The organism is Brevibacterium sp. Lmc1 (assembly GCF_057654315.1).
The window spans coordinates 2,306,036-2,329,036 of the sequence record NZ_CM172803.1 but is presented as its reverse complement, the minus strand read 5'-3'; the positions used below and the strand labels follow the sequence as shown (position 1 = coordinate 2,329,036).

At 64.2% G+C, this 23,001-nt stretch carries 20 protein-coding genes and 4 tRNA genes; 22 read left to right on the top strand and 2 right to left on the bottom strand.

Translation table 11 applies throughout. The annotated features are described in order from the left end of the window. The first annotated feature begins 13 nt into the window (after positions 1–13). The 5 genes from AC239G_RS10485 to zapE all read left to right on the top strand — a co-directional run bounded on the left by AC239G_RS10485 (position 14) and on the right by zapE (position 4,942). Positions 14–1,039: a PhoH family protein gene (locus AC239G_RS10485; RefSeq protein WP_482400345.1), complete on the top strand. Its 1,026-nt coding sequence runs from the start codon at positions 14–16 to the stop codon at positions 1,037–1,039. Further along, on the top strand, positions 1,036–1,524 hold the full coding sequence (gene ybeY / locus AC239G_RS10480; RefSeq protein WP_172169763.1) for an rRNA maturation RNase YbeY: 489 nt from the start codon (positions 1,036–1,038) through the stop codon (positions 1,522–1,524). The genes AC239G_RS10485 and ybeY overlap by 4 nt, the downstream gene beginning before the upstream one ends. Before the next feature lie 8 nt (positions 1,525–1,532). Beyond that, on the top strand, positions 1,533–2,840 hold the full coding sequence (locus AC239G_RS10475) for a hemolysin family protein (protein WP_248283853.1): 1,308 nt from the start codon (positions 1,533–1,535) through the stop codon (positions 2,838–2,840). Position 2,841: 1 nt separating this feature from the next. Then, complete coding sequence (gene era, locus AC239G_RS10470; protein ID WP_139467362.1) at positions 2,842–3,780, top strand: GTPase Era; 939 nt, start codon at positions 2,842–2,844, stop codon at positions 3,778–3,780. A gap of 154 nt (positions 3,781–3,934) precedes the next feature. After that, the gene (gene zapE, locus AC239G_RS10465; RefSeq protein WP_181270557.1) at positions 3,935–4,942 is read left to right on the top strand and encodes a cell division protein ZapE; all 1,008 of its coding nucleotides are present in this window, start codon (positions 3,935–3,937) and stop codon (positions 4,940–4,942) included. Positions 4,943–5,004: 62 nt separating this feature from the next. Here the strand turns inward: zapE and AC239G_RS10460 are convergent, their stop codons facing one another. Next, positions 5,005–5,481: a TIGR02611 family protein gene (locus AC239G_RS10460; protein WP_248283850.1), complete on the bottom strand. Its 477-nt coding sequence runs from the start codon at positions 5,479–5,481 to the stop codon at positions 5,005–5,007. Positions 5,482–5,617: 136 nt separating this feature from the next. Between AC239G_RS10460 and AC239G_RS10455 the strand changes: the two genes are divergently transcribed. The 17 genes from AC239G_RS10455 (at position 5,618) to AC239G_RS10375 (ending at position 22,438) form a co-directional block, all read left to right on the top strand. Then, positions 5,618–5,690 (top strand) — tRNA-Gly (locus AC239G_RS10455). A 26-nt stretch (positions 5,691–5,716) separates the two neighbouring features. Beyond that, a tRNA-Cys gene (locus AC239G_RS10450) sits at positions 5,717–5,787 on the top strand. A gap of 30 nt (positions 5,788–5,817) precedes the next feature. Further along, a tRNA-Val gene (locus AC239G_RS10445) sits at positions 5,818–5,889 on the top strand. A gap of 37 nt (positions 5,890–5,926) precedes the next feature. Further along, positions 5,927–5,998, top strand: a tRNA-Val gene (locus AC239G_RS10440). A gap of 255 nt (positions 5,999–6,253) precedes the next feature. Next, positions 6,254–7,567: a DUF4352 domain-containing protein gene (locus AC239G_RS10435; protein ID WP_487488793.1), complete on the top strand. Its 1,314-nt coding sequence runs from the start codon at positions 6,254–6,256 to the stop codon at positions 7,565–7,567. A 196-nt stretch (positions 7,568–7,763) separates the two neighbouring features. Continuing rightward, a complete protein-coding gene (gene thrS / locus AC239G_RS10430; RefSeq protein WP_139467359.1) occupies positions 7,764–9,770 on the top strand; it encodes a threonine--tRNA ligase in 2,007 nt (668 codons plus the stop codon). Beyond that, entirely contained in the window at positions 9,767–10,372 is a 606-nt protein-coding gene (locus tag AC239G_RS10425; RefSeq protein WP_139467358.1) for an HIT family protein, read from the top strand. The genes thrS and AC239G_RS10425 overlap by 4 nt, the downstream gene beginning before the upstream one ends. Continuing rightward, positions 10,369–12,411 (top strand): alpha/beta hydrolase family protein, encoded by a 2,043-nt coding sequence (locus AC239G_RS10420; protein ID WP_487488792.1) that lies wholly within the window; start codon positions 10,369–10,371, stop codon positions 12,409–12,411. The genes AC239G_RS10425 and AC239G_RS10420 overlap by 4 nt, the downstream gene beginning before the upstream one ends. A gap of 130 nt (positions 12,412–12,541) precedes the next feature. Beyond that, on the top strand, positions 12,542–13,021 hold the full coding sequence (locus tag AC239G_RS10415) for an NUDIX hydrolase (RefSeq protein WP_062242804.1): 480 nt from the start codon (positions 12,542–12,544) through the stop codon (positions 13,019–13,021). Positions 13,022–13,158: 137 nt separating this feature from the next. Continuing rightward, positions 13,159–13,911, top strand: coding sequence for a YebC/PmpR family DNA-binding transcriptional regulator (locus tag AC239G_RS10410; protein WP_139467356.1), 753 nt, complete (start codon positions 13,159–13,161; stop codon positions 13,909–13,911). Beyond that, the gene (gene ruvC / locus AC239G_RS10405) at positions 13,911–14,507 is read left to right on the top strand and encodes a crossover junction endodeoxyribonuclease RuvC (RefSeq protein WP_139908129.1); all 597 of its coding nucleotides are present in this window, start codon (positions 13,911–13,913) and stop codon (positions 14,505–14,507) included. Before AC239G_RS10410 ends, ruvC begins: the two co-directional genes overlap by 1 nt. Before the next feature lie 64 nt (positions 14,508–14,571). Then, a complete protein-coding gene (gene ruvA / locus AC239G_RS10400; protein ID WP_487488791.1) occupies positions 14,572–15,168 on the top strand; it encodes a Holliday junction branch migration protein RuvA in 597 nt (198 codons plus the stop codon). After that, the gene (gene ruvB, locus AC239G_RS10395) at positions 15,165–16,241 is read left to right on the top strand and encodes a Holliday junction branch migration DNA helicase RuvB (protein WP_139467353.1); all 1,077 of its coding nucleotides are present in this window, start codon (positions 15,165–15,167) and stop codon (positions 16,239–16,241) included. The genes ruvA and ruvB overlap by 4 nt, the downstream gene beginning before the upstream one ends. Positions 16,242–16,321: 80 nt before the next feature. Continuing rightward, positions 16,322–16,894: a preprotein translocase subunit YajC gene (gene yajC, locus AC239G_RS10390; RefSeq protein WP_487488790.1), complete on the top strand. Its 573-nt coding sequence runs from the start codon at positions 16,322–16,324 to the stop codon at positions 16,892–16,894. A 38-nt stretch (positions 16,895–16,932) separates the two neighbouring features. Continuing rightward, positions 16,933–19,107: a protein translocase subunit SecD gene (gene secD, locus AC239G_RS10385; RefSeq protein WP_487488789.1), complete on the top strand. Its 2,175-nt coding sequence runs from the start codon at positions 16,933–16,935 to the stop codon at positions 19,105–19,107. Beyond that, positions 19,104–20,120 carry a protein translocase subunit SecF gene (gene secF, locus AC239G_RS10380; protein ID WP_139908127.1) on the top strand — a complete coding sequence of 339 codons (1,017 nt, stop codon included), beginning with the start codon at positions 19,104–19,106 and terminating at the stop codon, positions 20,118–20,120. Before secD ends, secF begins: the two co-directional genes overlap by 4 nt. A gap of 20 nt (positions 20,121–20,140) precedes the next feature. Continuing rightward, the gene (locus AC239G_RS10375; protein WP_139467351.1) at positions 20,141–22,438 is read left to right on the top strand and encodes a RelA/SpoT family protein; all 2,298 of its coding nucleotides are present in this window, start codon (positions 20,141–20,143) and stop codon (positions 22,436–22,438) included. Here the strand turns inward: AC239G_RS10375 and AC239G_RS10370 are convergent. Further along, positions 22,417–22,971, bottom strand: coding sequence for a hypothetical protein (locus tag AC239G_RS10370; RefSeq protein WP_487488788.1), 555 nt, complete (start codon positions 22,969–22,971; stop codon positions 22,417–22,419). The two genes, AC239G_RS10375 and AC239G_RS10370, sit on opposite strands and share 22 nt — an antisense overlap. Between the last annotated feature and the right edge of the window lie 30 nt (positions 22,972–23,001).

Genomic DNA, 23,001 nt, shown 5'->3' with positions numbered 1-23,001 from the left:
GAACCCGAACTCCATGAACCCCACCGACTCGGACACCGGCGACGGTGCCGCACGCGATGATGCCGTGACGGACACCCAAGGTGCCGATCGTGACACCGTGCGATTGGTCATCCCCGACTCCATCGACCTCGTCGCCTTCTTCGGTCCCGGGGAATCGAACCTGCGCGCCCTGGAGAAGACCTTCGCCGACCTCGACATCCACGTCCGGGCCAATCAGGTCCAGGTCACCGGCGACCCGAAACGCGTCGAAGCTTTCGTCAGCGTCATCGGGGAACTCAAGAAACTCCACGCGGCCGGCCATCGCATCAACGAAGAGACGATCGAGAGGGTCACGACGTTCTCCTCCGAGGGAGCGGCCGCCTCGGCGGTGCTGGGCACGAACATCCTCTCCACCAGGGGAAAGTCGATCCGTCCGAAGACGATGGGCCAGCACGACTACGTCAGGGCCATCCGCAACCACACGATCACCTTCGGCATCGGTCCGGCCGGAACCGGCAAGACGTACCTGGCGATGGCCATGGCCGTCAACGCCCTCCAGCACAAAGAGGTCTCACGGATCATCCTCACCCGGCCGGCCGTCGAAGCCGGGGAGTCCCTGGGCTACCTGCCGGGCACGCTCAACGACAAGATCGACCCGTATGTGCGTCCGCTCTATGACGCCCTGCACGACATGGTCGACCCGGAATCGATCCCGCTGCTCATCGAGACCGGAACGATCGAGGTCGCGCCCCTGGCCTATATGCGCGGGCGCACTCTCAACGACGCGTTCATCATCCTCGACGAAGCACAGAACACGACGGCCGAGCAGATGAAGATGTTCCTCACCCGCCTCGGCTTCGGGTCACGCATGGTCGTCACCGGTGACATCTCCCAGATCGACCTGCCGGGCAAGACCCGCAGCGGACTCAAGGTCGTCCGCGACATCCTCGACGGAATCGAGGACCTGCAGTTCTGCGAACTGGGCAGCAAGGACGTCGTCCGGCATTCGCTGGTGACGAAGATCGTCGAAGCCTACGACCTGTGGGGGAATGCCGAATGAACACCGAGATCCTCAACGAGACCGACGCCGAGGTGGACCTCGACGAAGTCGTGGCCCTGACCGAATATCTCGGTGAAGCCCTGCACATGCACCCCGGTGCGGAGCTGGCCGTGACCATGGTCGACTCAGCGGCCATGTCCGAACTCCACGTCACCTGGATGGACCTCGAAGGACCGACCGACGTGATGTCCTTTCCCATGGATCAGCTCCACCAGGGCGAGCCGGAGAAGCCGACCGAAGGTCAGATGGGCGACATCATCATCTGCCCCGAGGTCGCCGAGGCTCAGGCTCGGGCGGCCGGTCATTCGACGATGGACGAGGTCCTTCTGCTGACCGTCCACGGATTCCTGCACCTGCTCGGCTACGACCACGGTGAGCCCGAAGCGCGGGAAGAGATGTTCGCTCTCCAGCGGCATCTGCTGCTGACCTTCTTCGCGGCTCGCTACGACGGTCGCACCGACATTCCCACCCCCACCGAGGTCTGATCGTGTTCATGTTCTTCCTCGGGGCGGCACTGTGCCTCATCATCGCAGCCACCCTCTCCGCCGTGGATGCCGCGCTGCTCAACGTCTCCCACCATGCGGTCGAAGAGGCGAAGGAGGACGGCAAGCGCTCAGCGGTGCGTGTCGAGAGGATCCTCGCGGACCTGCCGACGAACATCAACGTCATCATCTTCGTCCGCAACTTCCTCGAAGCACTCGCCACGGTGTTCATTGCCCTGGCCTACGATTCCTACTACTCCGTGGGACCGCTCATGGTCTTCCTCACGGTGATCACCGCCTCGGTGGCGGTCTTCATCATCGCCGGAGTCTCCCCACGTACGATCGGCAAGCGCCGGTCGCTGGCAGTCAGCCTCAACCTCAGCTGGGTCGTGCGCATCGTCCTCGTCGCGCTCAAACCGCTCACCCGCATACTCGTCGTGCTCGGCAATCTGCTCACACCGGACCAGGTGTACAAGGACGGTCCGTTCGTGACCTCAGAACAGCTGCGCGACCTGGTCGAGCGGGCGAGCGAATCCGACATCATCGAAGACGGCGAACGCGAGATGATCCAGTCGGTGTTCAACCTCTCCGACACCTCGGCGAACGAGGTCATGGTGCCGCGCACCGACCTCATCACCGTTGATGCGGACGTGAGCCTGCAGAAGGCGATGAACCTGTTCTTCCGCTCCGGCTTCTCCCGCATCCCCGTCTGCGGGGAGGACCTCGACGACGTCCGCGGAGTCGCCTACCTCAAGGACGTCGCCCGCCGCCTCCATCTCCACCCCGAGGAGGCCGACCGTCCCGTGGGCAACCTGGCCCGCACCGTCCTGTTCGTCCCGGAGACGAAGCCGGCAGATGACCTGCTGCGGCAGATGCAGCTGGATTCGACGCATCTGGCGATCCTCATCGACGAATACGGCGGCACCGCAGGGTTGGTGACCATCGAGGACATCGTCGAAGAGATCGTCGGCGAGATCGAAGACGAATACGACAACGGCGATGACGAACTCGTCGCCGCCGAAGACGGATCGTTCATCATCAGCACCCGCATGTCGATCTCCGACTTCGCCGAATACTTCGATGTGCGCATCGACGAAGACGATGTCAACAGCGTCGGCGGACTGCTCTCGAAGCTCATCGACCGCGTGCCCATCGACGGCTCGCATGCGTCGATCGAGGGCCTCGAGATCGAAGCCATGGAGGGCCAGGGCCGACGCCACCGAATCACGCACGTGCGGGTCACCCGCACCCACGAGAACAGCAGACACGCACAGCGCACCGCCGCAGCCGAAGGTTCGGGGACGAAGGAAGAGGACTGAGATGGAATTTCGCACGGACTACCCTGATGACTATCGGGCCGGCTTCGCCTGCTTCGTGGGTCGCCCGAATACGGGCAAATCAACCCTGACGAACGCCCTGGTGGGGGAGAAGGTCGCGATCACCTCGGCCAAACCTCAGACGACCCGGCATACGATCCGCGGAATCGTCCACAAGGACGACCATCAGCTCATCCTCATCGATACCCCCGGACTGCACAAACCGCGCACCCTGCTCGGTTCCCGACTCAACGATCTGGTGGCATCCACGCTGGGTGAGGTCGACGTCATCGGCTTCTGCCTGCCCGCCGATGAGCCGATCGGTCCCGGCGACCGCTATATCGCCTCCCAGCTGGCGCTGCTGGACGGACGGACCCCGATCGTCGCGCTCGTGACGAAGGTCGACCGGGTGCCCAAGGACAAGATCGCCGAGGCGCTGCTGGCCGTCGGCGAGCTCGCCGACTTCGCCGATGTCGTCCCGGTCTCCGCAGTCGAGGACTTCCAGGTCGACACCGTCGATTCGGTGCTCGCGGCGCATCTGCCGAAATCTCCTCCGCTCTACCCCGACGGCGACCTCACGGACGAGCCGGAAGAGAAGATGATCGCCGAGCTTGTGCGCGAAGCGGCCCTCGAGGGAGTGCGTGACGAACTGCCCCATTCCCTGGCTGTGCAGGTCGAGGAGATGTACCCGCGGGAAGGGCGCCGCGAGGACAATCCGCTGTGGAACGTCCACGTCAACCTCTATGTCGAACGTCCCAGCCAGAAGGCCATCATCATCGGCAAGGGCGGCAGCCGGCTGAAGACCATCGGGTCGGAATCCCGGCAGGGCATCGAGCGGCTCCTCGGCACGAAGGTCTACCTCGACCTGCACGTCAAGGTGGCCAAGGACTGGCAGCGCGATCCCAAACAGCTCGGCCGCCTCGGCTTCGACTTCAACAACTGATCTGCCGGGTCGGTCGCCGCTGGTGATGCGAACAGCTCGCCGGCGGGGCGGTGGACGGACGGCGGAAGCGCCGCGGATGCGTTGCCTGTGACGGGCACCACCCTAGTGGGCCCGAGTTGAACCGGGCACTCGAGCCTGCCTTAGACTAGGCCGAGTGAATGCCGAGCAGACTCTGGTCGCACTGAGCGACCGATCCCCACAGGTTGCCCCCGAAGAGCTCATCGCAGGTCTCGTGCCGCCGCCTCAGTTCGAGGACGTGTCCTTCGACAGCTACCGCACCGACCCCGCGGAGCCCTCGCAGGAAGAGGCACGGAACAAGCTGCGGGAATTCACCCAGCGCTCGACCGACAAGGGATTCTTCGGCAAGCTGTTCTCGAAGGGAAGCTCTGGTGCCAAGGGCGTCTACCTCGACGGCGGCTACGGTGTCGGCAAGACTCACCTGTTGGCTTCGGCCTGGCATGCCAACGAGAAGCCGGCGACCTTCGGCACCTTCGTCGAATACACGAACCTCGTCGGGGCCTTGGGCTTCGCCCGGGCTCGCGACGACCTGTCGAAGATGAAGCTCGTCTGCGTCGACGAATTCGAACTCGACGATCCCGGCGACACCGTGCTCATGTCCCGGCTGATGCGTGAACTCACCGACGCCGGAGTGAAGATCATTGCGACATCGAACACTCTGCCCGGGTCTCTGGGGGAGGGGCGCTTCGCCGCTCAGGACTTCCTGCGCGAGATTCAGGCGCTGGCCGATCAGTTCGAGGTCTATCGCATCGACGGCAAGGACTACCGTGCCCGTGAGCTGACAGCTCCAGCGGACCCGCTGCCGGAATCCGAACTCGATTCGGCCGCGAGCCAGCTTGACGGAGTTGTGGCTCGCGATGACTTCTCCGCGCTGCTCAGCCACCTGTCCACCGTTCACCCTTCACGTTACGGGCGGATGGTCGACGGAATCGACGCGGCTGTGTGGGAGAACGTGCGCACGATCGACAACGAGAGCGTGGCTCTGCGCTTCGTGGCGCTCGTCGACCGGCTCTACGATCGCAATGTGCACATCATCAACTCCGGTGCCGCTCTCGACAAGGTATTCACTGAAGAATCGTTGGCCGGCGGGTACAAGAAGAAGTACATGCGCTGCCTCTCGCGACTGACCGCTCTGTCGTCCTGAGCCGAGAAACCATCGACGCCCGTCGCACCTCTGATGAAGGTGGGGCGGGCGTCGGTCGTCTCTCAGTGCAGGCCGATCACGTCGAAGAGACGCAGGTCCGGGACCCAATCGGGCAGGCCGGTGAGTTTCAGGGTGAGCCACACGATGACAGCCACGAAGGCGGCCGTCACGGCCCCGATGGTCCACCGCACCCACAGCCGCTGAGCCATGATCCAGCGCGTCCAGCGTTCGACGTTCACGCGCACGAAGTGCAGAAGCCGCCGAGCCCAGTGGAACTCGCTGGAGATGATGAACAGGCCGATGATGACGATGAGCCAACCGGGGCCGGGCAGCGGAACGAGAACGAGGCCGATGAGCACGATGAGTGTGCCGAGGCCGCCGACGACGGTGCGATAGAGGCGTGCAGTGTGCGGGTTGGCCAACACTGTGCGCCGCCAGCGGAGGAACCCCAAACGCAGTTTCCGCCACGGTCGGGGACCTTGCCGGTGGTGGCGTGACAACCAGCCTTTCGGGCGGGTCTGCGGGCTCTCTGCATTCACCCAACCACTATAAGATGGTGACCCTGAAAGCTTGATCGATGCGTGTGACCACGATCACCCGATTCTGATTTTGCGTAAGCCGCCACCTGCGTATAGAGTTATATCTCGTTGCCAGGGAAACCGGGCAGCGAGAAATGCGGATGTGGCTCAGTTGGTAGAGCATCACCTTGCCAAGGTGAGGGTCGCGGGTTCGAGTCCCGTCATCCGCTCGGAGGCGTCATGGCACTGCCTTGGCGGTGGCGTGGCCGAGAGGCGAGGCAGCGGCCTGCAAAGCCGTATACACGGGTTCGAATCCCGTCGCCACCTCGGATGACTGGCAGGAATGTCGGTTGACCAGCGCGATTGGCGCAGCGGTAGCGCGCTTCCTTCACACGGAAGAGGTCACTGGTTCGATCCCAGTATCGCGCACAGGGACCCTCGGGTTCCGGTGCAACAAATGAATAGAGCGCGATTGGCGCAGCGGTAGCGCGCTTCCCTGACACGGAAGAGGTCACTGGTTCGATCCCAGTATCGCGCACAGAAGAAGCCCCGAGTGATCCACTCGGGGCTTCGTGCATTCACGCTTGAGCTTCTTTCGCAATAGCTCACTTTTGGGTGAATAGCCCATGTTTGAAACAGGGCTGTTCACTCTAAGCTGGGCTGAACCCGCGAAACTGGATTGTGTACGTTTAGTTCACCGTGTTCCAGGACTGAAACGCGGTCAGCATGCGGTATCAAAGGGGTTTGCTAGTACGCTAGGTGTTGTACTAAACGACGATGACTCGGAGCACCTATGTCTACTCCTCAGAACCCGTACGGTTCGGGTGACGGTTCGCCCAACAACCCCAACGGGCAGAACCCGAACAACCAGCCGCCGAATGCCCCCAACTACGGCAACGATCAGAATGCCGGTCAGCAGCCCGGTCAGTACGGTTCGGGGCAGCCCGGTCAGCAGTACGGATCGTCGGGCGACCAGCCCAATGGTTCGCAGCCGAACTACGGTCAGGGCGGCAACGACGGCTCGCAGCAGTACGGACAGCAGGCTCCCCAGTACGGCTCCCAGCCGAACTACGGTGCGTCGAACGATCAGAATCAGTACGGCCAGAACCAGTACGGCCAGGACCCGAACAATCAGAACCAGTACGGTCAGGGCCAGCCTGACCAGAACCAGTACGGGGACAACCAGTACGGGCAGAACCCCTACGACACCAACGCGCAGGGATACGACGCCAACCAGTACGGTCAGCAGCCGGCCTACGCCGGTGCCGACGGATCCTCCGATCAGTTCATCCCGGCCAATCCCAACTCCGGCTACGGCCAGTACCCATCCGGGTCGGGCGGCAACACCTCGAAGAACATCTGGGGCATCCTCGCCCTCATCGGCGGCATCGTCGGCGTCCTCGGCGCGTTCGTCTTCGGCGGCGGCGCTCTCTTCGGCATCGCAGCGGTGATCTTCGGCTTCGTCGGACTCTCCGCGGTCAAGAAGGGCCTGGCCAGCAACAAGGGCCTCAACATCACCGGCATCATCCTCGGCATTGTGTCGGTCGTCATCTCGATCGCCGTCGTCATCTTCACCATCCTCGGCATCGGCATGCTCGGCAAGGCCATCGACGAAGCTGCCAGCTCATCGGCCCCCGCCGACCCGAGCCAGGGTGCGGGCCAGGACCCGAGCCAGGGCTCCGGCAGCTCCGACGGCGGAGCCGGCGCACCTGCTCAGGCCGGCGAGGTCGAGATCGGCACCGACGTCACTGCCCAGATCAGTGTCCGCGAGGGCACCGCATCGTCGTCCGCCTCCGGAGCCGAATCGACCAACGGTGAGATCGCCATCGTGACGATGACCGTGAAGAACAACTCGAGCTCCGATGTCGAGATGACTCTCACGAACCTGACTGCCAACAACGGCGGCAGCACGGAATATGACGACGTCTTCGACGGCGGAAACTACAAGGGTTCTCTGGCCTTCACCGATCCGGTTCCTGCCGGCGGCGAAACGACCTATGAATTCGCCTACGCCGTCCCCAAGGCCGAAATCGATGGCATGCACCTCAAGCTCGAACTCATCGACGACCTCGGCAAGGGCACTGACTTCGAGTTCTACAAGCAGTGACACCCTGTTCCCCGAGGTGACAAGGCCCTTTCGGCCCTGACGCCTCGGGTGCAGGCTTCGGCAGACTCAGTGTGGGTGGCAGTCATTCGACTGCCACCCAACTGATTTGTCACAAGCGAATTGGTACTAGAATCTGAGGGTGACCAGCTCACCGAAAGGGCCGGTCGAATGAACACATGACGAACGGAGAAGATCAGTGGCAGACAGCATCGACTGCGCGGGCGAAAGCATTCCCTGGAAAGAGGGTCTGACCGGAACGGAGATCTTCTCCACCGACCGCACAGTCGTCGCCATGTGGCTGAACGGCGAACCCGCCGACCTCAGCCGCGAGCTGCAGTCAGGAGACCGGATCGCTCCGATCACCATCGACTCCGACGCCGGACTCGACATCCTGCGCCACTCCACCGGTCACGTCACCGCTCAGGCCGTCCAGGAGCTCTTCCCCGGAACCAAGCTCGGCATCGGGCCCTACATCACCGACGGCTACTACTTCGATTTCGACGCTGCCGAACCCTTCACCCCTGAGGACCTCAAGGCGATTCAGAAGAAGGCCGCCCAGATCGTCAAGTCCGGTCAGACCTTCAACCGCGTCGTCGTCTCCGAAGAGGAAGCCCGCGAGCGGATGGCCGACGAACCGTACAAGCTCGAACTCATCAACGACAAGGGCAAGGGCGGCGACGAGGAGACCTCTGTCGAGGTCGGCGCCGGTGAACTCACCGTCTACGAGAACGTCGACCGCAAGGGCGAGGTCGTCTGGCAGGACCTCTGCCGCGGCCCCCACCTGCCCAACACCAAGCTCATCGGCAACGGCTTCGCCATCACCCGATCCTCGGCGGCCTATTGGCGCGGCGACCAGGCGAATGCGAGCCTGCAGCGCGTCTACGGAACCGCCTGGGCGTCGAAGGACGACCTCAAGGCCTACCAAGACCGCATCGCCGAAGCCGAGCGTCGCGACCATCGCAAGCTCGGTGCCGAGATGGACCTGTTCTCGTTCCCCGAAGAGCTCGGCTCCGGCCTGCCCGTCTTCCACCCCAAGGGCGGGGTCATCAAACGCGAGATGGAGGACTACGTCCGCGCCCGTCATATCGACGAGGGCTTCGAATACGTCGGGACCCCGCACATCTCGAAAGAGACGCTGTACTACACCTCCGGACACCTGCCCTACTACGGGGAGAACATGTTCCCGGCGATGTCCGTCGACGAGGTCCGCGACGAGTCCGGGGAAGTCGTCAAGGAGGGCACTCCCTACCGGCTCAAGGCCATGAACTGCCCCATGCACAACCTCATCTACCGCTCCAGAGGCCGCTCCTATCGCGACCTGCCGCTGCGGCTGTTCGAGTTCGGCACCGTCTACCGTGACGAGGCCTCCGGAGTCATCCATGGCCTCACGCGGGTCCGCGCGCTGACCCAGGATGACTCCCACTCCTATGTGGCACAGGAAGACGCGGGCAAGGAGATCCGCCACCTGCTGAACTTCGTGCTCAGCCTGCTGCGCGACTTCGGCCTCGACGACTTCTACCTCGAACTGTCCACCCGCGACGAGGACGGAAAGAAGGCCGACAAGTTCATCGGCTCCGACGAACAGTGGGCCGAAGCTACCAGCGTGCTCGAGGAGGTCGCTCAGGAGACCGGACTCGAACTCGTCCCCGACCCGGGCGGCGCGGCCTTCTACGGCCCGAAGATCTCCGTCCAGGCCCGCGACGCCATCGGCCGCACCTGGCAGATGTCGACCGTCCAGCTCGACTTCAACCAGCCCGAGCGCTTCGGACTCGAATACGTCGCCGCCGACGGCTCCCGCAGACAGCCGGTGATGATCCATTCGGCGAAGTTCGGTTCCATCGAACGCTTCCTCGGCGTGCTCACCGAGCACTATGCCGGTGCCTTCCCCGTGTGGCTGGCGCCCGTGCAGGTGACCTGCATCCCCGTGGCCGATGAGTTCAACGACTACCTCGCCGAGGTGGCCGACCAGCTGCGCAGGTCCGGGGTCCGCGTCGAGATCGACGACAGCGACGACCGATTCCCGAAGAAGATCCGCAACGCCTCGAAGTCGAAGGTGCCCTTCACCCTCATCGCCGGCGGAGAGGACCGCGACGCCGGTGCCGTGTCCTTCCGCTTCCGCAACGGCGAACAGGAGAACGGCGTCCCCGTCGCCGAGGCGGTGCGACGGATCCTCGACGCGATAGAGACCAAGGCCCAGGTATGAGCGGAGGCGACGACAGCCGAACCGCAGCAGAGAACTCGGACGGCCGCCTCGGCGAAGGGATTCCCTACCCCGAGGCTGCCGCCGGGTTCCCCGGGGAACCCGACGGATTCCAGCGTCTGTGGACCCCGCACCGGATGGTCTACATCGACGGACAGGACAAACCGAAGGACGACCGCGCCGAGGAGTGCCCGTTCTGCACTGCGCCGTCGAAGACCGACGAGGACGGACTCATCGTCGCCCGCGGCCAGCACGTGTACGCGGTGCTCAACCTCTACCCGTACAACCCGGGCCACCTGCTCATCTGCCCCTATCGTCACGTGGCCGACTACACGGATCTGACCCAAGAGGAGACCGTCGAACTCGCCGAGTTCACGCAGAAGGCGATGCGCGTCATCCGGGCGGTATCCGGTCCTCATGGATTCAACCTGGGCATGAACCAAGGACCCGTGGCCGGCGCAGGCATCGCCGCCCACCTGCACCAGCACGTCGTCCCACGCTGGGGCGGAGACGCGAACTTCCTGCCCGTGATCGCCCAGACCAAAGCCCTGCCGCAAGTGCACGCCGATGTGCAGGCACGGCTCAAAAAGGAATGGAACAGATGAATCCTGAAGACCTCGGCACTCTTGCCGAGTACTCCTCACCCGTGCTGCGCGGCGACGACGCCGTCATCACGATCCGGCGACCCGACCTCGAGTCCAACAGCTACCTCTCCCAGCTGTTCTCCTTGAGCGACGACAACTCCAGACGGCTGACTCACTCATGGTCGGACTCGAATCCAGAGTGCGGCCTGAATTGGTCCGGTTATCTGAGCGCGGAGAAGAAAGCCGCCCCGCAGCTCTTCGTCGGCGACAGCCTGGAGACGGCACACCAGATCACGGACAACCACCTCGGCGTGTCCGAATTCGCCCTCGACGACACCCGTTCCAGGGCCCTCTACGTCGCCCGCGTCGCCGAACCCGGACGCTACGGGCTCGACGATGCCATTCCGGCGGCCGAAGAAGCTCCACGCCGGATCACCACGGCCTCCTACCTGGCCAACGGCCTCGGCTATACGAACGACCGTCCGGCCCGCGCCTTCCTCGTCGACCTCGCCGAACCCGGTCTCGGCACCGTGGGTCTGCGCGGGGCCTCCGAAGTTCCGCTGTCGACTCTGCTGACGACCCCGGACAGCGACGTCCACGATCCGCAGTTCTCCCCGGACGGCACGCGAGCGTCCGTGGTCTCCGCGCTTCACCCCGACCAGGGGCAGCCCGATCTGCGCTCGACGGTCTGGCTGCTCGGGGGAGAGGCGCCGACACCACTCGAGCTGCCGTCCATGGACGTCGGTCTGCACCGGTGGCTCGACGAAGACACCGTTGTGCTGATCGGCAATGCGCTGACCCGTGACGAACTCGACTTCGTCGGCCAGATGCCCGGGCTCTTCATCCACACCGTATCGACCGGCTCCACGAGGCGGCTGACCGACCCGGAGACCGTGGCGCTGGCACCGATCCCGCTGCAGATCCACGGGGGAGCGGTCATCGCCGCCGTCGACACGGACGGGGCCACCCGGATCGTTCGCATCGGCCTCGACGCCGCAGAGATCGGCGTGGATGACCTCGAGTTCCTCACCGACGACACCACCGTCGTCAACGGCTTCGACGCCGACGGCGGGACGCTCGTCTTCACCGGATCGACCCCGCACTCTCCGGCCGTGCTCGGCCGCATCGCCCTCGGCGGACCCACGGAGTCCGGGGCCGCCTCGGCGAGGGGGTCCTCTGCCATCGTCAAGGAGCATCCGGCGCCGGCGAACTCCGTCCTTCCCCAGGTGCTGCGGGTGCCCGGCGTTTCGGGGACGATCACCGGCTGGCTGGCCAAACCGCACGGCGACGGGCCGTTCCCCGTCATCCTCAACATCCACGGCGGGCCCTTCGCCCAGTACACGCATTCGTGGTTCGACGAGACCCAGGTGCTCACGTCCGCTGGTTACGCCGTCGTGTTCTCGAACCCGCGCGGATCCGGCGGCCGCACCCGCAGCTGGGGGACCGCCGTCCAAGGTGACATGGCGGCACCGGCGATGGCCGATGTGCTCGCCGTCCTCGACCATGCCCTCGACCTCGATCCCTCGCTCGATCGCAGCCGTCTGGGCATCCAGGGCGGATCGTATGGGGGATATCTCACAGCCATGACGATCGCCGCGGACCATCGCTTCCGCGCCGCCATCGTCGAACGCGGCTACCTCGACCCCGACAGCTTCGTCGGGACCTCCGACATCGGCCGCTTCTTCACCGAGGAGTACACGAGCCGCAGCAGTGAGGCGATCGCGGCCCAATCACCTCTGGCCCACGCTCCACAGGTCGGCACACCGACCTTGGTGATGCACTCGGAACTCGATCTGCGCTGCCCGCTGGAGCAGGCACAGCAGTACTATGCGGCCCTCCAGAGAGCCGGGGTCGACACCGAGATGCTCATCTTCCCCGGGGAGAACCACGAGCTCTCCCGGGCCGGGCAGCCCCGCCACCGCAGGCAGCGCTTCGAAGCCATCCTCGACTGGTGGGATCGCCGTCTGGGCGGCGAAGATCGGGAACAGTCACAGGATGGCCGACATCGTCCTGAGGCAGCTGATCCCGCTGTGGCCGCAGCGGCCAACTCCGCGTCATGAGCGCCGAGTTGGCCGGGACCGCGCAGAGCCGATATCGTTCTCTGGGCCGCTGTCGCGCTCTTGCCGAAATCCCCCAGCGTCATTATTCTGCAAACACTTGCCTCCCTTCGCCGCCGACCACTGGAGAAACATGAAACCTCGTAAAGCCTCACGGGTCGTATTACTCAATGAGCGCGACGAGGTTCTCCTGATCCGTGCCCAGGATCTGCTGACCCCCAGTCACCAATGGTGGATGACCTGCGGAGGCGGTTCCGAACTCGGCGAGTCGGCCGCGCAGACGGCGGCTCGGGAACTCGCGGAGGAGACCGGAATCGAATGCGAACCTCACGAACTCATCGGTCCCTTGGCCACGCGCGACGAGGTCTTCGAATTCACGGAGAAGTCGCTGCGCCAGGTCGAAACCTACTTCGCGTTCCGCACCAGCGAGGACATCGAGCTCGAAGACGCGGTCTGGACGGACATCGAGAAGCGCAGTCTGCTCGAATTCCGCTGGTGGACCCGGGAGGAGCTCCTGGCCACGACGGAGACGATCTATCCGAAGAACCTCCTCGGCCTCATCGACCTGGCCACCGCCGGGTCCGTTCCCGACGTGCCGCTGGTCATCGACTGAGCGCACGATCGCGCTCCGGAACAGGTCCGCGATGAGGTCCGGTGGGAGTCCGCACGGAATCGCGAACGGGAAGTCTGCACGAGTCGGCGCGGTCAGCGTATAGACTTGAGAGGCTGTAACTACAGGAAGGAACACCAGTGTCAGGTCATTCCAAATGGGCAACGACTAAACACAAGAAGGCTGCCATCGATGCCAAGCGCGGCAAGCTCTTTGCCAAGCTGATCAAGAACATCGAGGTGGCCGCACGCAACGGTGGACCCGACCCCGACGGCAACCCGACGCTGTTCGATGCGATCCAGAAGGCGAAGAAGAACTCGGTTCCCGCGGACAACATCACCCGTGCGGTCAAGCGCGGCGGCGGTCTCGACGGCTCCGGAGTCAACTACGAGACGATCATGTACGAAGGCTACGCCGCCGGCGGTGTGGCACTGCTCATCGAATGTCTCACCGACAACCGCAACCGCGCCGCCTCCGAGGTGCGCGTGGCCGTGACCCGCAACGGCGGTTCGATGGCCGATCCCGGTTCGGTGACGTACAACTTCAACCGCAAGGGCGTCATCACCGTGGGCGCTGAGGAGACCGACGAAGAGGCCATTCTGCTGGCGACCATGGACGCCGGAGCCGAAGAGGTCAAGGAAGTCGGCGAGAAGTTCGAGATCATCTGCGAGGCCACCGACCTCGTGGCCGTGCGTACGGCCCTCGTCGACGCCGGAATCGACTACGACTCGGCCGAGGCCTCTTTCGTGCCCGAACTCGAGGTCAGCCTCGACGCAGAGACCGCAAGCAAGGTCTTCTCCCTCATCGATGCGCTCGAAGACAGCGACGAGGTGCAGAACGTCTACTCGAACGCCGATGTCAGCGATGAGGTCCTCGCCGAACTCGATGCCTGATGCGCATCCTCGGTGTTGATCCCGGCCTGACCCGGTGCGGGCTCGGTGTCATCGACACACTGCCCGCCCGGAAGGCGAAGATGGTCGCCGTCGACGTCCTGCGGACTCCTTCGGCCGATTCCGTCGACCTCCGTCTCGGTGCCATCGCCGAGGCGTTCGACAGCTGGCTGGACACGTACCGTCCCGATGTCGTGGCCATCGAGCGCGTCTTCGCCCGCAACGATGTGTCCACGATCATGGGCACCGCCCAGGCATCGGGACTGACCATGGGATTGGCTGCCCGACGCGGGCTCCCCGTGGCCATGCACACCCCATCCGAGGTCAAAGCTGCGATCACCGGTTCGGGCCGTGCGGACAAGAAGCAGGTCACCTCGATGGTGACGCGGATCCTCGGACTCGACGCACCGCCGAAGCCCGCCGACGCCGCCGACGCCCTCGCGATCGCGATCTGCCATTCCTGGCGCGGGGCGCTGTCGGCCCAATCGACGCCGGGGGCAAATAAGGATCTGACCGAACGCAAGGCCGGCGGACGGCAGGGCAGCGGACTGACGAAGGCCCAGCAGCAGTGGGCCGAGGCCATGCGGCGCGCCAAGTGAGCATGGGGGAGCGGGTGCCTGCTAACCTGGATTCGTACACGTGTTCCCCTAAGAAAGGCTGTCCGTGATCAGTTTCCTCAGCGGTACGGTGCATCGGATCGCAGCTGACCACCTCGTCGTTCTCACCCACGGTGTCGGCCGGAAGGTCCACGTCACCCCCGACACTCTGGCCGGGACTCGGCACGGCGCCGAGATCGAACTGGTCACCAGCCTCGTGGTGCGCGAAGACTCGATGACGCTCTACGGCTTCGGCACCGAGGACGAGAACCACACCTTCGAAGTGCTGCTGTCCATCTCCGGAATCGGTCCGCGTCTGGCGATGGCGATCCTCTCGGTGATGGGACCTGACGAACTTGCCGCCGCGATCACGAATCAGGATGCCAACGCGCTCACCCGTGTCCCCGGAATCGGGAAGAAGGGCGCCTCGCGCATCATCCTCGAGCTGGAGAACAAACTGCCGAAGCTCACCGCTGCCTCTCCCGGACCCACTCTGTCCTTCGGGGGCGGCAACCAGCAGGTCGTCGACGCTCTTGTGGGTCTCGGGTGGAAGGAAGCGCAGGCTGAGGAGGTCGTCGCCGACGTCGTCAAGGAGACCGGTGCTGATGCCGGCACCTCCGCGGTCCTCAAGGCCGCTCTGAAGGTTCTGGGTGCGAAGAGATGACAGGCTCGTTCGACCCCGACTCCTATGAGGTGGACTTCGGTGATCAGGACCTGACCGGAGCCGAGCAGGAGAGACTCGTCTCCGGTCGTGCCGAGACCGCCGAACGCGATGCCGAGGCGGCGCTGCGTCCGAAGGGCCTGGCCGACTTCATCGGCCAGCCGCAGGTGCGTGAGCAGCTCTCCCTCGTCCTCGACGCGGCGAAGGCCAGACAGAAGGCACCCGACCATGTGCTGCTCTCCGGTCCTCCCGGGCTCGGCAAGACCACGCTGGCGATGATCATCGCCCACGAGATGAACTCGAGCCTGCGAGTGACGTCCGGCCCGGCCGTCCAGCACGCCGGTGACCTCGCAGCCATCCTGTCCTCCCTCGAAGAAGGTGAAGTCCTCTTCATCGACGAGATCCACCGCATGGCCCGGGCCGCCGAGGAGATGCTGTACGTGGCGATGGAGGACTTCCGAGTCGACGTCATCGTCGGCAAAGGACCAGGAGCCACCGCCATCCCGCTCGACCTCCCGCAATTCACCCTCGTCGGGGCGACCACCCGATCCGGTCTGCTGCCCGCGCCGCTGCGTGACCGCTTCGGCTTCACCGCCCTGCTCGACTTCTATTCGAGCGCCGATCTGCTCACGGTTCTCAAGCGTTCGGCCAGGATGCTCGGCATCGATGCCGAACTCGCCGGGCTCGAAGAGATCTCCACACGTTCCCGCGGAACCCCGCGAATCGCGAATCGCCTGCTGCGCCGCGTCCGCGACTGGGCCCAGGTGCGGGGGAGCGGAATCATCGACGAGGAGGCCGCCACCAATGCCCTGCGCGTCTACGAGGTCGACGAGCTCGGTCTCGATCGCCTCGACCGGTCGGTTCTGCAGGTGCTGTGCAAGCGCTTCGGCGGAGGCCCGGTGGGATTGGGAACCCTCGCCGTCTCCGTCGGCGAAGAAGCGGATACAGTCGAAACCGTGTCCGAGCCCTACCTCGTCCGAGAGGGCCTGATCAGTCGCACCCCACGTGGACGTGTGGCCACCACGGCGGCCTGGAAGCACCTGAAAATGCAGATCCCAGCAAACTATGAGTTCTGACCGTGCCTTTGAGTTCGCTATGAGAGGTGAGGACGAACTAAGCTGGTTCACTGATTCATTCATATGAAAGGCTGATATCTGTGGATTTGCTGATCCCTCTTGCGCTTGCCGCGCTGCTGATCTTTTTCCTGTTCAATTCTCGGCGTAAGCAGAAGGCGCGTGCGGAGCAGATCAAATCGGGCCTCGTGCCCGGCGCGACCGTGATGACGACCTTCGGTGTCTTCGGCACCGTGCTCTCCATCGACGAAGAGAACAACCAGGTGACCATCGAGTCGGGTCCCGGCACGGTTCTGCGCGTCCACCGCCAGGCCATCGGTCAGATCGAGAACAACCAGGCCGCAGCGCCCGTCGACGCTCCCGACGCCGCCGCCCCCGCCGCTGATGCCGATGTCGACGCAGACGAGAAGCCGGCCATCACCGACGCCGAGCTCGACGCCATGAACGAACGCAAACGCGCCGAGAAGGACACCCCGGACGACGCATCCGATGACGTCATCGCCGATGAGTCCGCTGCGAAGACCGAGGACGTCGACGCCGAGGCAGTCGCCGAGTCCGAGGACGTCGATGCCGAGGCCGCCGCTGAGACCGATGTCGACTCCGCCGCTGCGGAGTCCACGGACCCGACTGATTCGGATTCCGACAAGAAGAACTGATCCGTTCTCGCACTCTTCTCCCGACTGAAAGCTGAAACGTGTCCGATATCGAAGAAAAACCACGCCCTGGTTTGCGCTTCCTGTGGCTGACCATCATCACTCTGGTGCTGGCCGCAATCATCGCCGGCGGTGTCATCTGGTCGAATGCCACGACGACTCCGAAGCTCGCGCTCGACCTCGAGGGTGGAACGTCGATCATTCTGGAACCGCAGGTGTCCAAGGGCACGGACATCAGCAAGGAGCAGCTCGATCAGGCCGTGGCGATCATCCGCCAGCGCGTCGACTCGACCGGTGTCTCCGAAGCCGAGATCACGACGCAGGGCGACCGCAACATCGTCGTGAATCTGCCGGGCAACCCCGACGAGGAGACCCGAAACCTCGTCCGCTCGTCTGCTCAGCTTGTCTTCCGTCGCGTGGCGCTGGTCGGTGACCCTCGTTCACAGGAGCAGATCCAGAAGGAGCAGGAGAAGAGCGGCGAGGAATCGGGCGGCGATGACGGGCTGAGCGACGAAGAGCGCAAACGCCTCGAGGACCTCACCGGCGCCGACTCGCAGGGCGATGGACAGAGCGAGGACCAGGCTCCGTCCGGCGGCGGCGATGTCGTCAATGCCGGCGGCGAGACGAAGAAGACGGCCGAGTCCTCCGAGGAGACGAAATCTTCGGAGTCGGAGAGCAAGGACGCGGAGAAGTCCGGAGAAGGCAGCGGATCGAGCGACAGCACGAAGGTCACCGACTCGACGCCGCGGCCCCTCTTCGATCCGGAGAAGGACGCCTCCGAATGGCAGTCCGACAAGATCATCAAGGAGTACACCGAGCTCGACTGCACGAACAAGAAGAACCGGACGGGCGGCCAACAGCAGCCCTCGGACGAACCGGTCGTCTCGTGCTCCGAAGACGGACAGGCGAAGTACATCCTCGGGCCTGTCGAACTCTCCGGCGATCACCTCGCCGATGCCAGTGCCGGCTATGCCGCAGGAGCAAATGGCGTGCAGACCAACAACCCTGCCGTCAACCTCTCCTTCGACTCCACCGGTCGTGAGATCTTCAAGCAGATCACCTCGGACATCACCGGCAAACAGCAGCCCTACAACCAGTTCGCGATCGAACTCGACGGTCTCGTGCTGTCGGCTCCGTCTTCGAACGCGGTGATCAACGACGGCAACGCCCAGATCACCGGCGACTTCTCCCTCGACGAGGCACAGACTCTGGCCAACCAGCTCAAGAACGGCTCGCTGCCGCTGAGCTTCCAGGTCCAGAGCGAGGACCAGATCTCACCGACCCTGGGTTCGAACTACCTCAAGATCGGTCTGCTCACCGGCCTGGTCGGACTCCTCCTCGTCGTCGTCTATTCGCTGCTGCAGTACCGGGTGCTCGGCCTCGTCACCGTCTCGAGCCTCGTCGTCGCCGGTGTGCTCACCTACCTGCTGCTGCTTTTGGCATCGTGGAGATACGGCTACCGACTGTCCCTGGCCGGTGTCGCCGGTATCATCATCGGAATCGGCATGGCGGCGGACTCGTTCATCGTCTACTTCGAACGTGTCCGAGACGAACTGCGCAGCGGTCGCAATCTGCTCTCCGCGGTCGAGGTCGGCTGGGACCGTGCCAAGCGCACGATCTACGCCTCGAAGGCAGTGAACATGCTCGCCGCAGTCATTCTCTACATCCTGGCCGTCGGCTCGGTGCGAGGCTTCGCCTTCACCCTGGGCCTGACCGTGATCATCGACGTGCTCATCGTCTTCCTGTTCACCCACCCGATGCTGCAGTTCCTGGCCCGCACGAAGTTCTTCGGCGAGGGCCACCCGATGTCCGGAATGGATCCGCGTCTGCTCGGAGTCAAACCCGCCGCCTACCGCGGAGCGCTCAACCTGTCCATCGACGACAAGGACAAGACTCCCGAAGCCAAGCGGCGCGAGAAGGCACGGATGCGCAAGGCCGGGATGAGCACAGACGACAGCTCCGATACGACTGCTGCAGCAGCTGCGTCCGAGTCGGGGGAGACCACGACGACGTCCGAGACGGACAAGGCCGCGACCGGCAGGTCGACGACCACGAAGTCGAAGGCCACGAAGTCGAAGAGCACGAAAGCGGCGAAGTCCGCTGCTGCGACGCGCGGAATGACCATCGCCGAGCGGAAGGCCGCGGCCCGACGGGCCGAGGAAGACGATGCCGTCACAGACTCGACGGCTGACGACGGCAAGGAGGCTGACAAGTGAAACGGTTCTTTGCCTGGGGCAACCGCCTGCACAGCGGCGAATCATCGATCCCCTTCGTCGGCAAGGCGAAGCTGTGGCTGGCCATCTCCGGAGTCCTCGTCCTCCTGTCCCTGCTCGTCCCGCTCATCTTCGGCTTCAACTTCGGCATCGCCTTCAAGGGCGGTTCGCAGTTCCAGGTCGACCATGTCAGCGACACCTCGGCCGCCAAGGGGGAAGGCATCATCAACGATGTCGTCTCCGGTTCTGAGCCGCGCCTGACGCCGACCAGCGACACGGCCGTCCAGATCGAGACGAACCAGCTCACCGACCCGCAGATGCAGGAAGTCCGAGACGCTCTCGTCTCCGGCTACGACGTGAAGGTCGAAGACGTCACCTCGACGTTCGTCGGACCCGAATGGGGTCAGGACGTGACGTCGAAGATGATCCGCGCACTCGTCATCTTCGTGGCCATCGCCCTCGTCGTCATGGCCCTGTACTTCCGCACGTGGAAGATGTCGCTCGCGGCGATCGTCGGCCTCTTCGTCGTGATGATCGTGACGATGGGCATCTACTCGGCCACCGGCTTCGAAGTCACCCCGGAGGCCATCATCGGCTTCCTCACCGTGCTCAGCTTCTCGCTCTATGACACGGTGGTGGTCTTCGACAAGATCCGAGAGAACACGACGAGATTCGAGGAGAAGCGGAATCTCAAGTTCTCCGAACTCGTCAACCTCGGTGTGAATCAGACGACCGTGCGCTCGATCAACACCTCAGTGGTGTCGGTGCTCCCGATCGCCTCGATCCTCTTCATCGGTGTGTTCCTGCTCGGCGCGGGAACACTGGTCGACATCTCACTGTCCCTGTTCATCGGTACTATAGTGGCAGCCGCTTCGACGCTGTTCGTCGCGAGCCCCCTCTACGCCCTCCTCCGTGCAAATGAACCGGCGGTCAAGGCACAGGAGGAGGCCGTGCGTGAACTACGCTTGAAGGATGGGGGAGCAGACGTCCCACCGGTGACACACGCCGAAGTCTGATTCCCGAGAGAGGAGATGTTGTGGCTTCGTCCGCTGATTCGCGCCGTCCGCGAGGCATCTCCCGCTTAGCCTGGTGGGCGGCCAGGGCACAGAACAACCCTGGCTACCCTCGAGTGCTCGGCCCGATGATCCGGGCCCTGCAGTCGAACCATCCGAAGGCGGACATCGACCTCGTCGTCCGGGCCTACAAGGTCGCTGAGGAGGCCCACCGAGGGCAGACTCGCAAGTCCGGTGATGCCTATATCACCCACCCCATCGCGGTGGCGACGATCCTTGCGGAGATCGGCATGTTGCCGGTCACGCTCGCCGCCGCTCTGCTGCACGACACCGTCGAAGACACCTCGTACTCGCTCGACGAACTCACCGAGGAATTCGGCTCCGAAGTCGCGGCCATGGTCGACGGGGTGACGAAGCTCGACAAGCTCACGTACGGGCAGGCCGCGCAGTCCGAGACCGTGCGCAAGATGATCGTGGCGATGGCCAAGGACATCCGCGTCCTCGTCATCAAGCTCGCAGACCGCCTGCACAATGCGCGCACCTGGCGCTTCGTGCCCGCCTCGTCAAGCACGAAGAAGGCTCGCGAGACCCTCGACATCTTCGCTCCGCTGGCACACCGGCTGGGCATGAACACGATCAAATGGGAGCTCGAAGACCTGTCCTTCCAGGTCCTCCATCCCAAGGTCTACGACGAAGTGGTCCGACTCGTCGCGGATCGGGCTCCCGAGCGTGAGAAGTATCTGGCCACGGTCTCCGAGGAGCTCCAGGGCGAACTCAAGGAATCCGGAATAGACGCCTCCATCACGGGGCGCCCCAAGCACTACTATTCGATCTATCAGAAGATGGTCGTGCGCGGACACGAGTTCGCCGACATCTACGATCTCGTCGGAGTCCGCGTCCTCGTCGAATCCGTACGCGAATGCTACGCCACCCTCGGCATCGTCCACGCCCGCTGGAATCCTGTTCCCGGACGGTTCAAGGACTATATCGCGATGCCGAAGTACAACATGTACCAGAGCCTGCACACCACGGTGATCGGGCCGGCCGGCAAGCCCGTCGAAATCCAGATCCGGACCCACGAGATGGATCGCCGTGCAGAATTCGGCGTCGCCGCTCACTGGAAGTACAAGGATCTCAACAAGTCGTCGAAGGCCGTGACCTCGAACACCGCGCGTTCGGTGAAGGTCTCCGACGCCGGTGAGGTCGACGACGCCGCCTGGCTGCGACAGCTGCTGGACTGGCAGCGAGAGGTCTCCGACCCCGATGAGTTCCTCGACAGCCTCCGCTACGAGGTGAACTCGAAGGAAGTCTACGTCTTCACGCCCAAGGGCGAGGTGATGAGCCTGCCGTCGGGAGCCACCCCCATCGACTTCGCCTACGCAGTGCACACCGAGGTCGGGCACAAGACGATGGGCGCCCGCGTCAACGGTCGCCTCGTCGCTTTGGACACGGAGCTGAAGAACGGGGACTCCGTCGAGGTCTTCACCTCGAAGGACGAGAACGCCGGCCCCAGCCGCGACTGGCTCGGCTTCGTCAAGAGTCCACGTGCCCGCAGCAAGATCCGGCAGTGGTTCTCGAAGGAGCGCCGCGAAGAGGCGATCGAGAACGGTCGCGAACAGCTCGCCCGGGCGATGCGCCGCCATACGATCTCCGCCGCTTCGCTGATGAGCCAGGAAGCTCTCCAGGTCGTCGCCACGGAGATGCGTCTGCCCGATGTCAGCGCCCTCTATGCCGCGATCGGCAACGGCGTGTCTTCGGCTCAGCACGTCGTCGATCTGCTGGCCAAGGAAGTCGGGGAGGACGACGAGTCGGTCGTGCTGCCACCGGAGCCTCGCAACCGCACCGGCCAGTCCTCAGGGCACCATTCCTCGTCCGAAGGCGTCATCGTCAAAGGCGTCGACGATGTGCTCGTCAAACTGGCTCGCTGCTGCACCCCGGTGCCGGGAGACGAGATCCTCGGTTTCGTCACCCGCGGTTCGGGAGTCTCCGTGCATCGCGTCGACTGCCCGAACGTCACCTCACTCAAACGTGAACCCGAACGCATGGTCGAGGTCTCGTGGGGCGAGAAGACGAGCGGAATCTACCTCGTCCAGATCCAGGTCGAGGCCCTCGACCGTGCCGGTCTGCTCTCCGATATCACCAAGGTGCTCACCGAGACCCATGTGAACATCCTGTCGGCGTCGGTCGGCACCTCCCGGGCCCGCGTGGCGCAATCGAAGTTCGTCTTCGAGATGAGTGACGCCAGCCATCTCGACACTGTGCTCTCGGCCGTGCGCAAGGTCGAAGGCGTCTTCGACGTCTACCGCATCTCCGGCGGCTGATCCTCTCTGTCCAGCGCCGCGCGCATCTGAGCGACGAACGGTCGACGGGCCACCTCGGTGAGGTAGTCCCGGAGACGGTGGCGAAGACCGCTGGGAATCTCCGCAATGACGCCCTTGAGCGCCCGCGGCGACTCCGCGGTCCAGTTCCGGAAGTGCGGGAAGAGCAGATCGTAGAGCGTGCGTTCCTCCGTGGTGATCGGCAGCCCGTCGATGAGACACCAATCATCTTGCGCCAGATTCGTCTCGTGGACGTCGAAACCGTCATCGGCGATCCACCGGCGCCTGGGCAGCGTGATGAAGTTCAGCGGAGCGGGAGCCCGGCCGAGTCCGCGGTGCACCCACCAAGCGCTGTCGTGGGAGAGCGCGAGTCCGGGCGGGATGAGCGAATGCAGGGCGGCCATCCGCTCAGCGGGGGAGAGGATCGCACCCTTGCGCACCCAGGTCGATTCGGTCAGTCGGATGAGCAGACCGTCGAGGGTGAGCTCGGTGAGCTGCTCGTACCCGAAGTCCCGCAGATGAAACAACGCCTCCATACCCGAACTATCGTCGGATGTGGAGGCGTT

Bases quoted from the DNA above. Each gene is read 5' to 3' on its own strand.
- era (WP_139467362.1), top strand. From the start codon at position 2,842: ATGGAATTTCGCACGGACTACCCTGATGACTATCGGGCCGGCTTCGCC.
- ruvB (WP_139467353.1), top strand. From the start codon at position 15,165: ATGACAGGCTCGTTCGACCCCGACTCCTATGAGGTGGACTTCGGTGAT.
- ruvC (WP_139908129.1), top strand. From the start codon at position 13,911: ATGCGCATCCTCGGTGTTGATCCCGGCCTGACCCGGTGCGGGCTCGGT.
- AC239G_RS10415 (WP_062242804.1), top strand. From the start codon at position 12,542: ATGAAACCTCGTAAAGCCTCACGGGTCGTATTACTCAATGAGCGCGAC.
- AC239G_RS10485 (WP_482400345.1), top strand. From the start codon at position 14: ATGAACCCCACCGACTCGGACACCGGCGACGGTGCCGCACGCGATGAT.
- ybeY (WP_172169763.1), top strand. From the start codon at position 1,036: ATGAACACCGAGATCCTCAACGAGACCGACGCCGAGGTGGACCTCGAC.
- AC239G_RS10425 (WP_139467358.1), top strand. From the start codon at position 9,767: ATGAGCGGAGGCGACGACAGCCGAACCGCAGCAGAGAACTCGGACGGC.
- AC239G_RS10435 (WP_487488793.1), top strand. From the start codon at position 6,254: ATGTCTACTCCTCAGAACCCGTACGGTTCGGGTGACGGTTCGCCCAAC.
- AC239G_RS10420 (WP_487488792.1), top strand. From the start codon at position 10,369: ATGAATCCTGAAGACCTCGGCACTCTTGCCGAGTACTCCTCACCCGTG.
- AC239G_RS10370 (WP_487488788.1), bottom strand. From the start codon at position 22,971: ATGGAGGCGTTGTTTCATCTGCGGGACTTCGGGTACGAGCAGCTCACC.
- AC239G_RS10475 (WP_248283853.1), top strand. From the start codon at position 1,533: ATGTTCTTCCTCGGGGCGGCACTGTGCCTCATCATCGCAGCCACCCTC.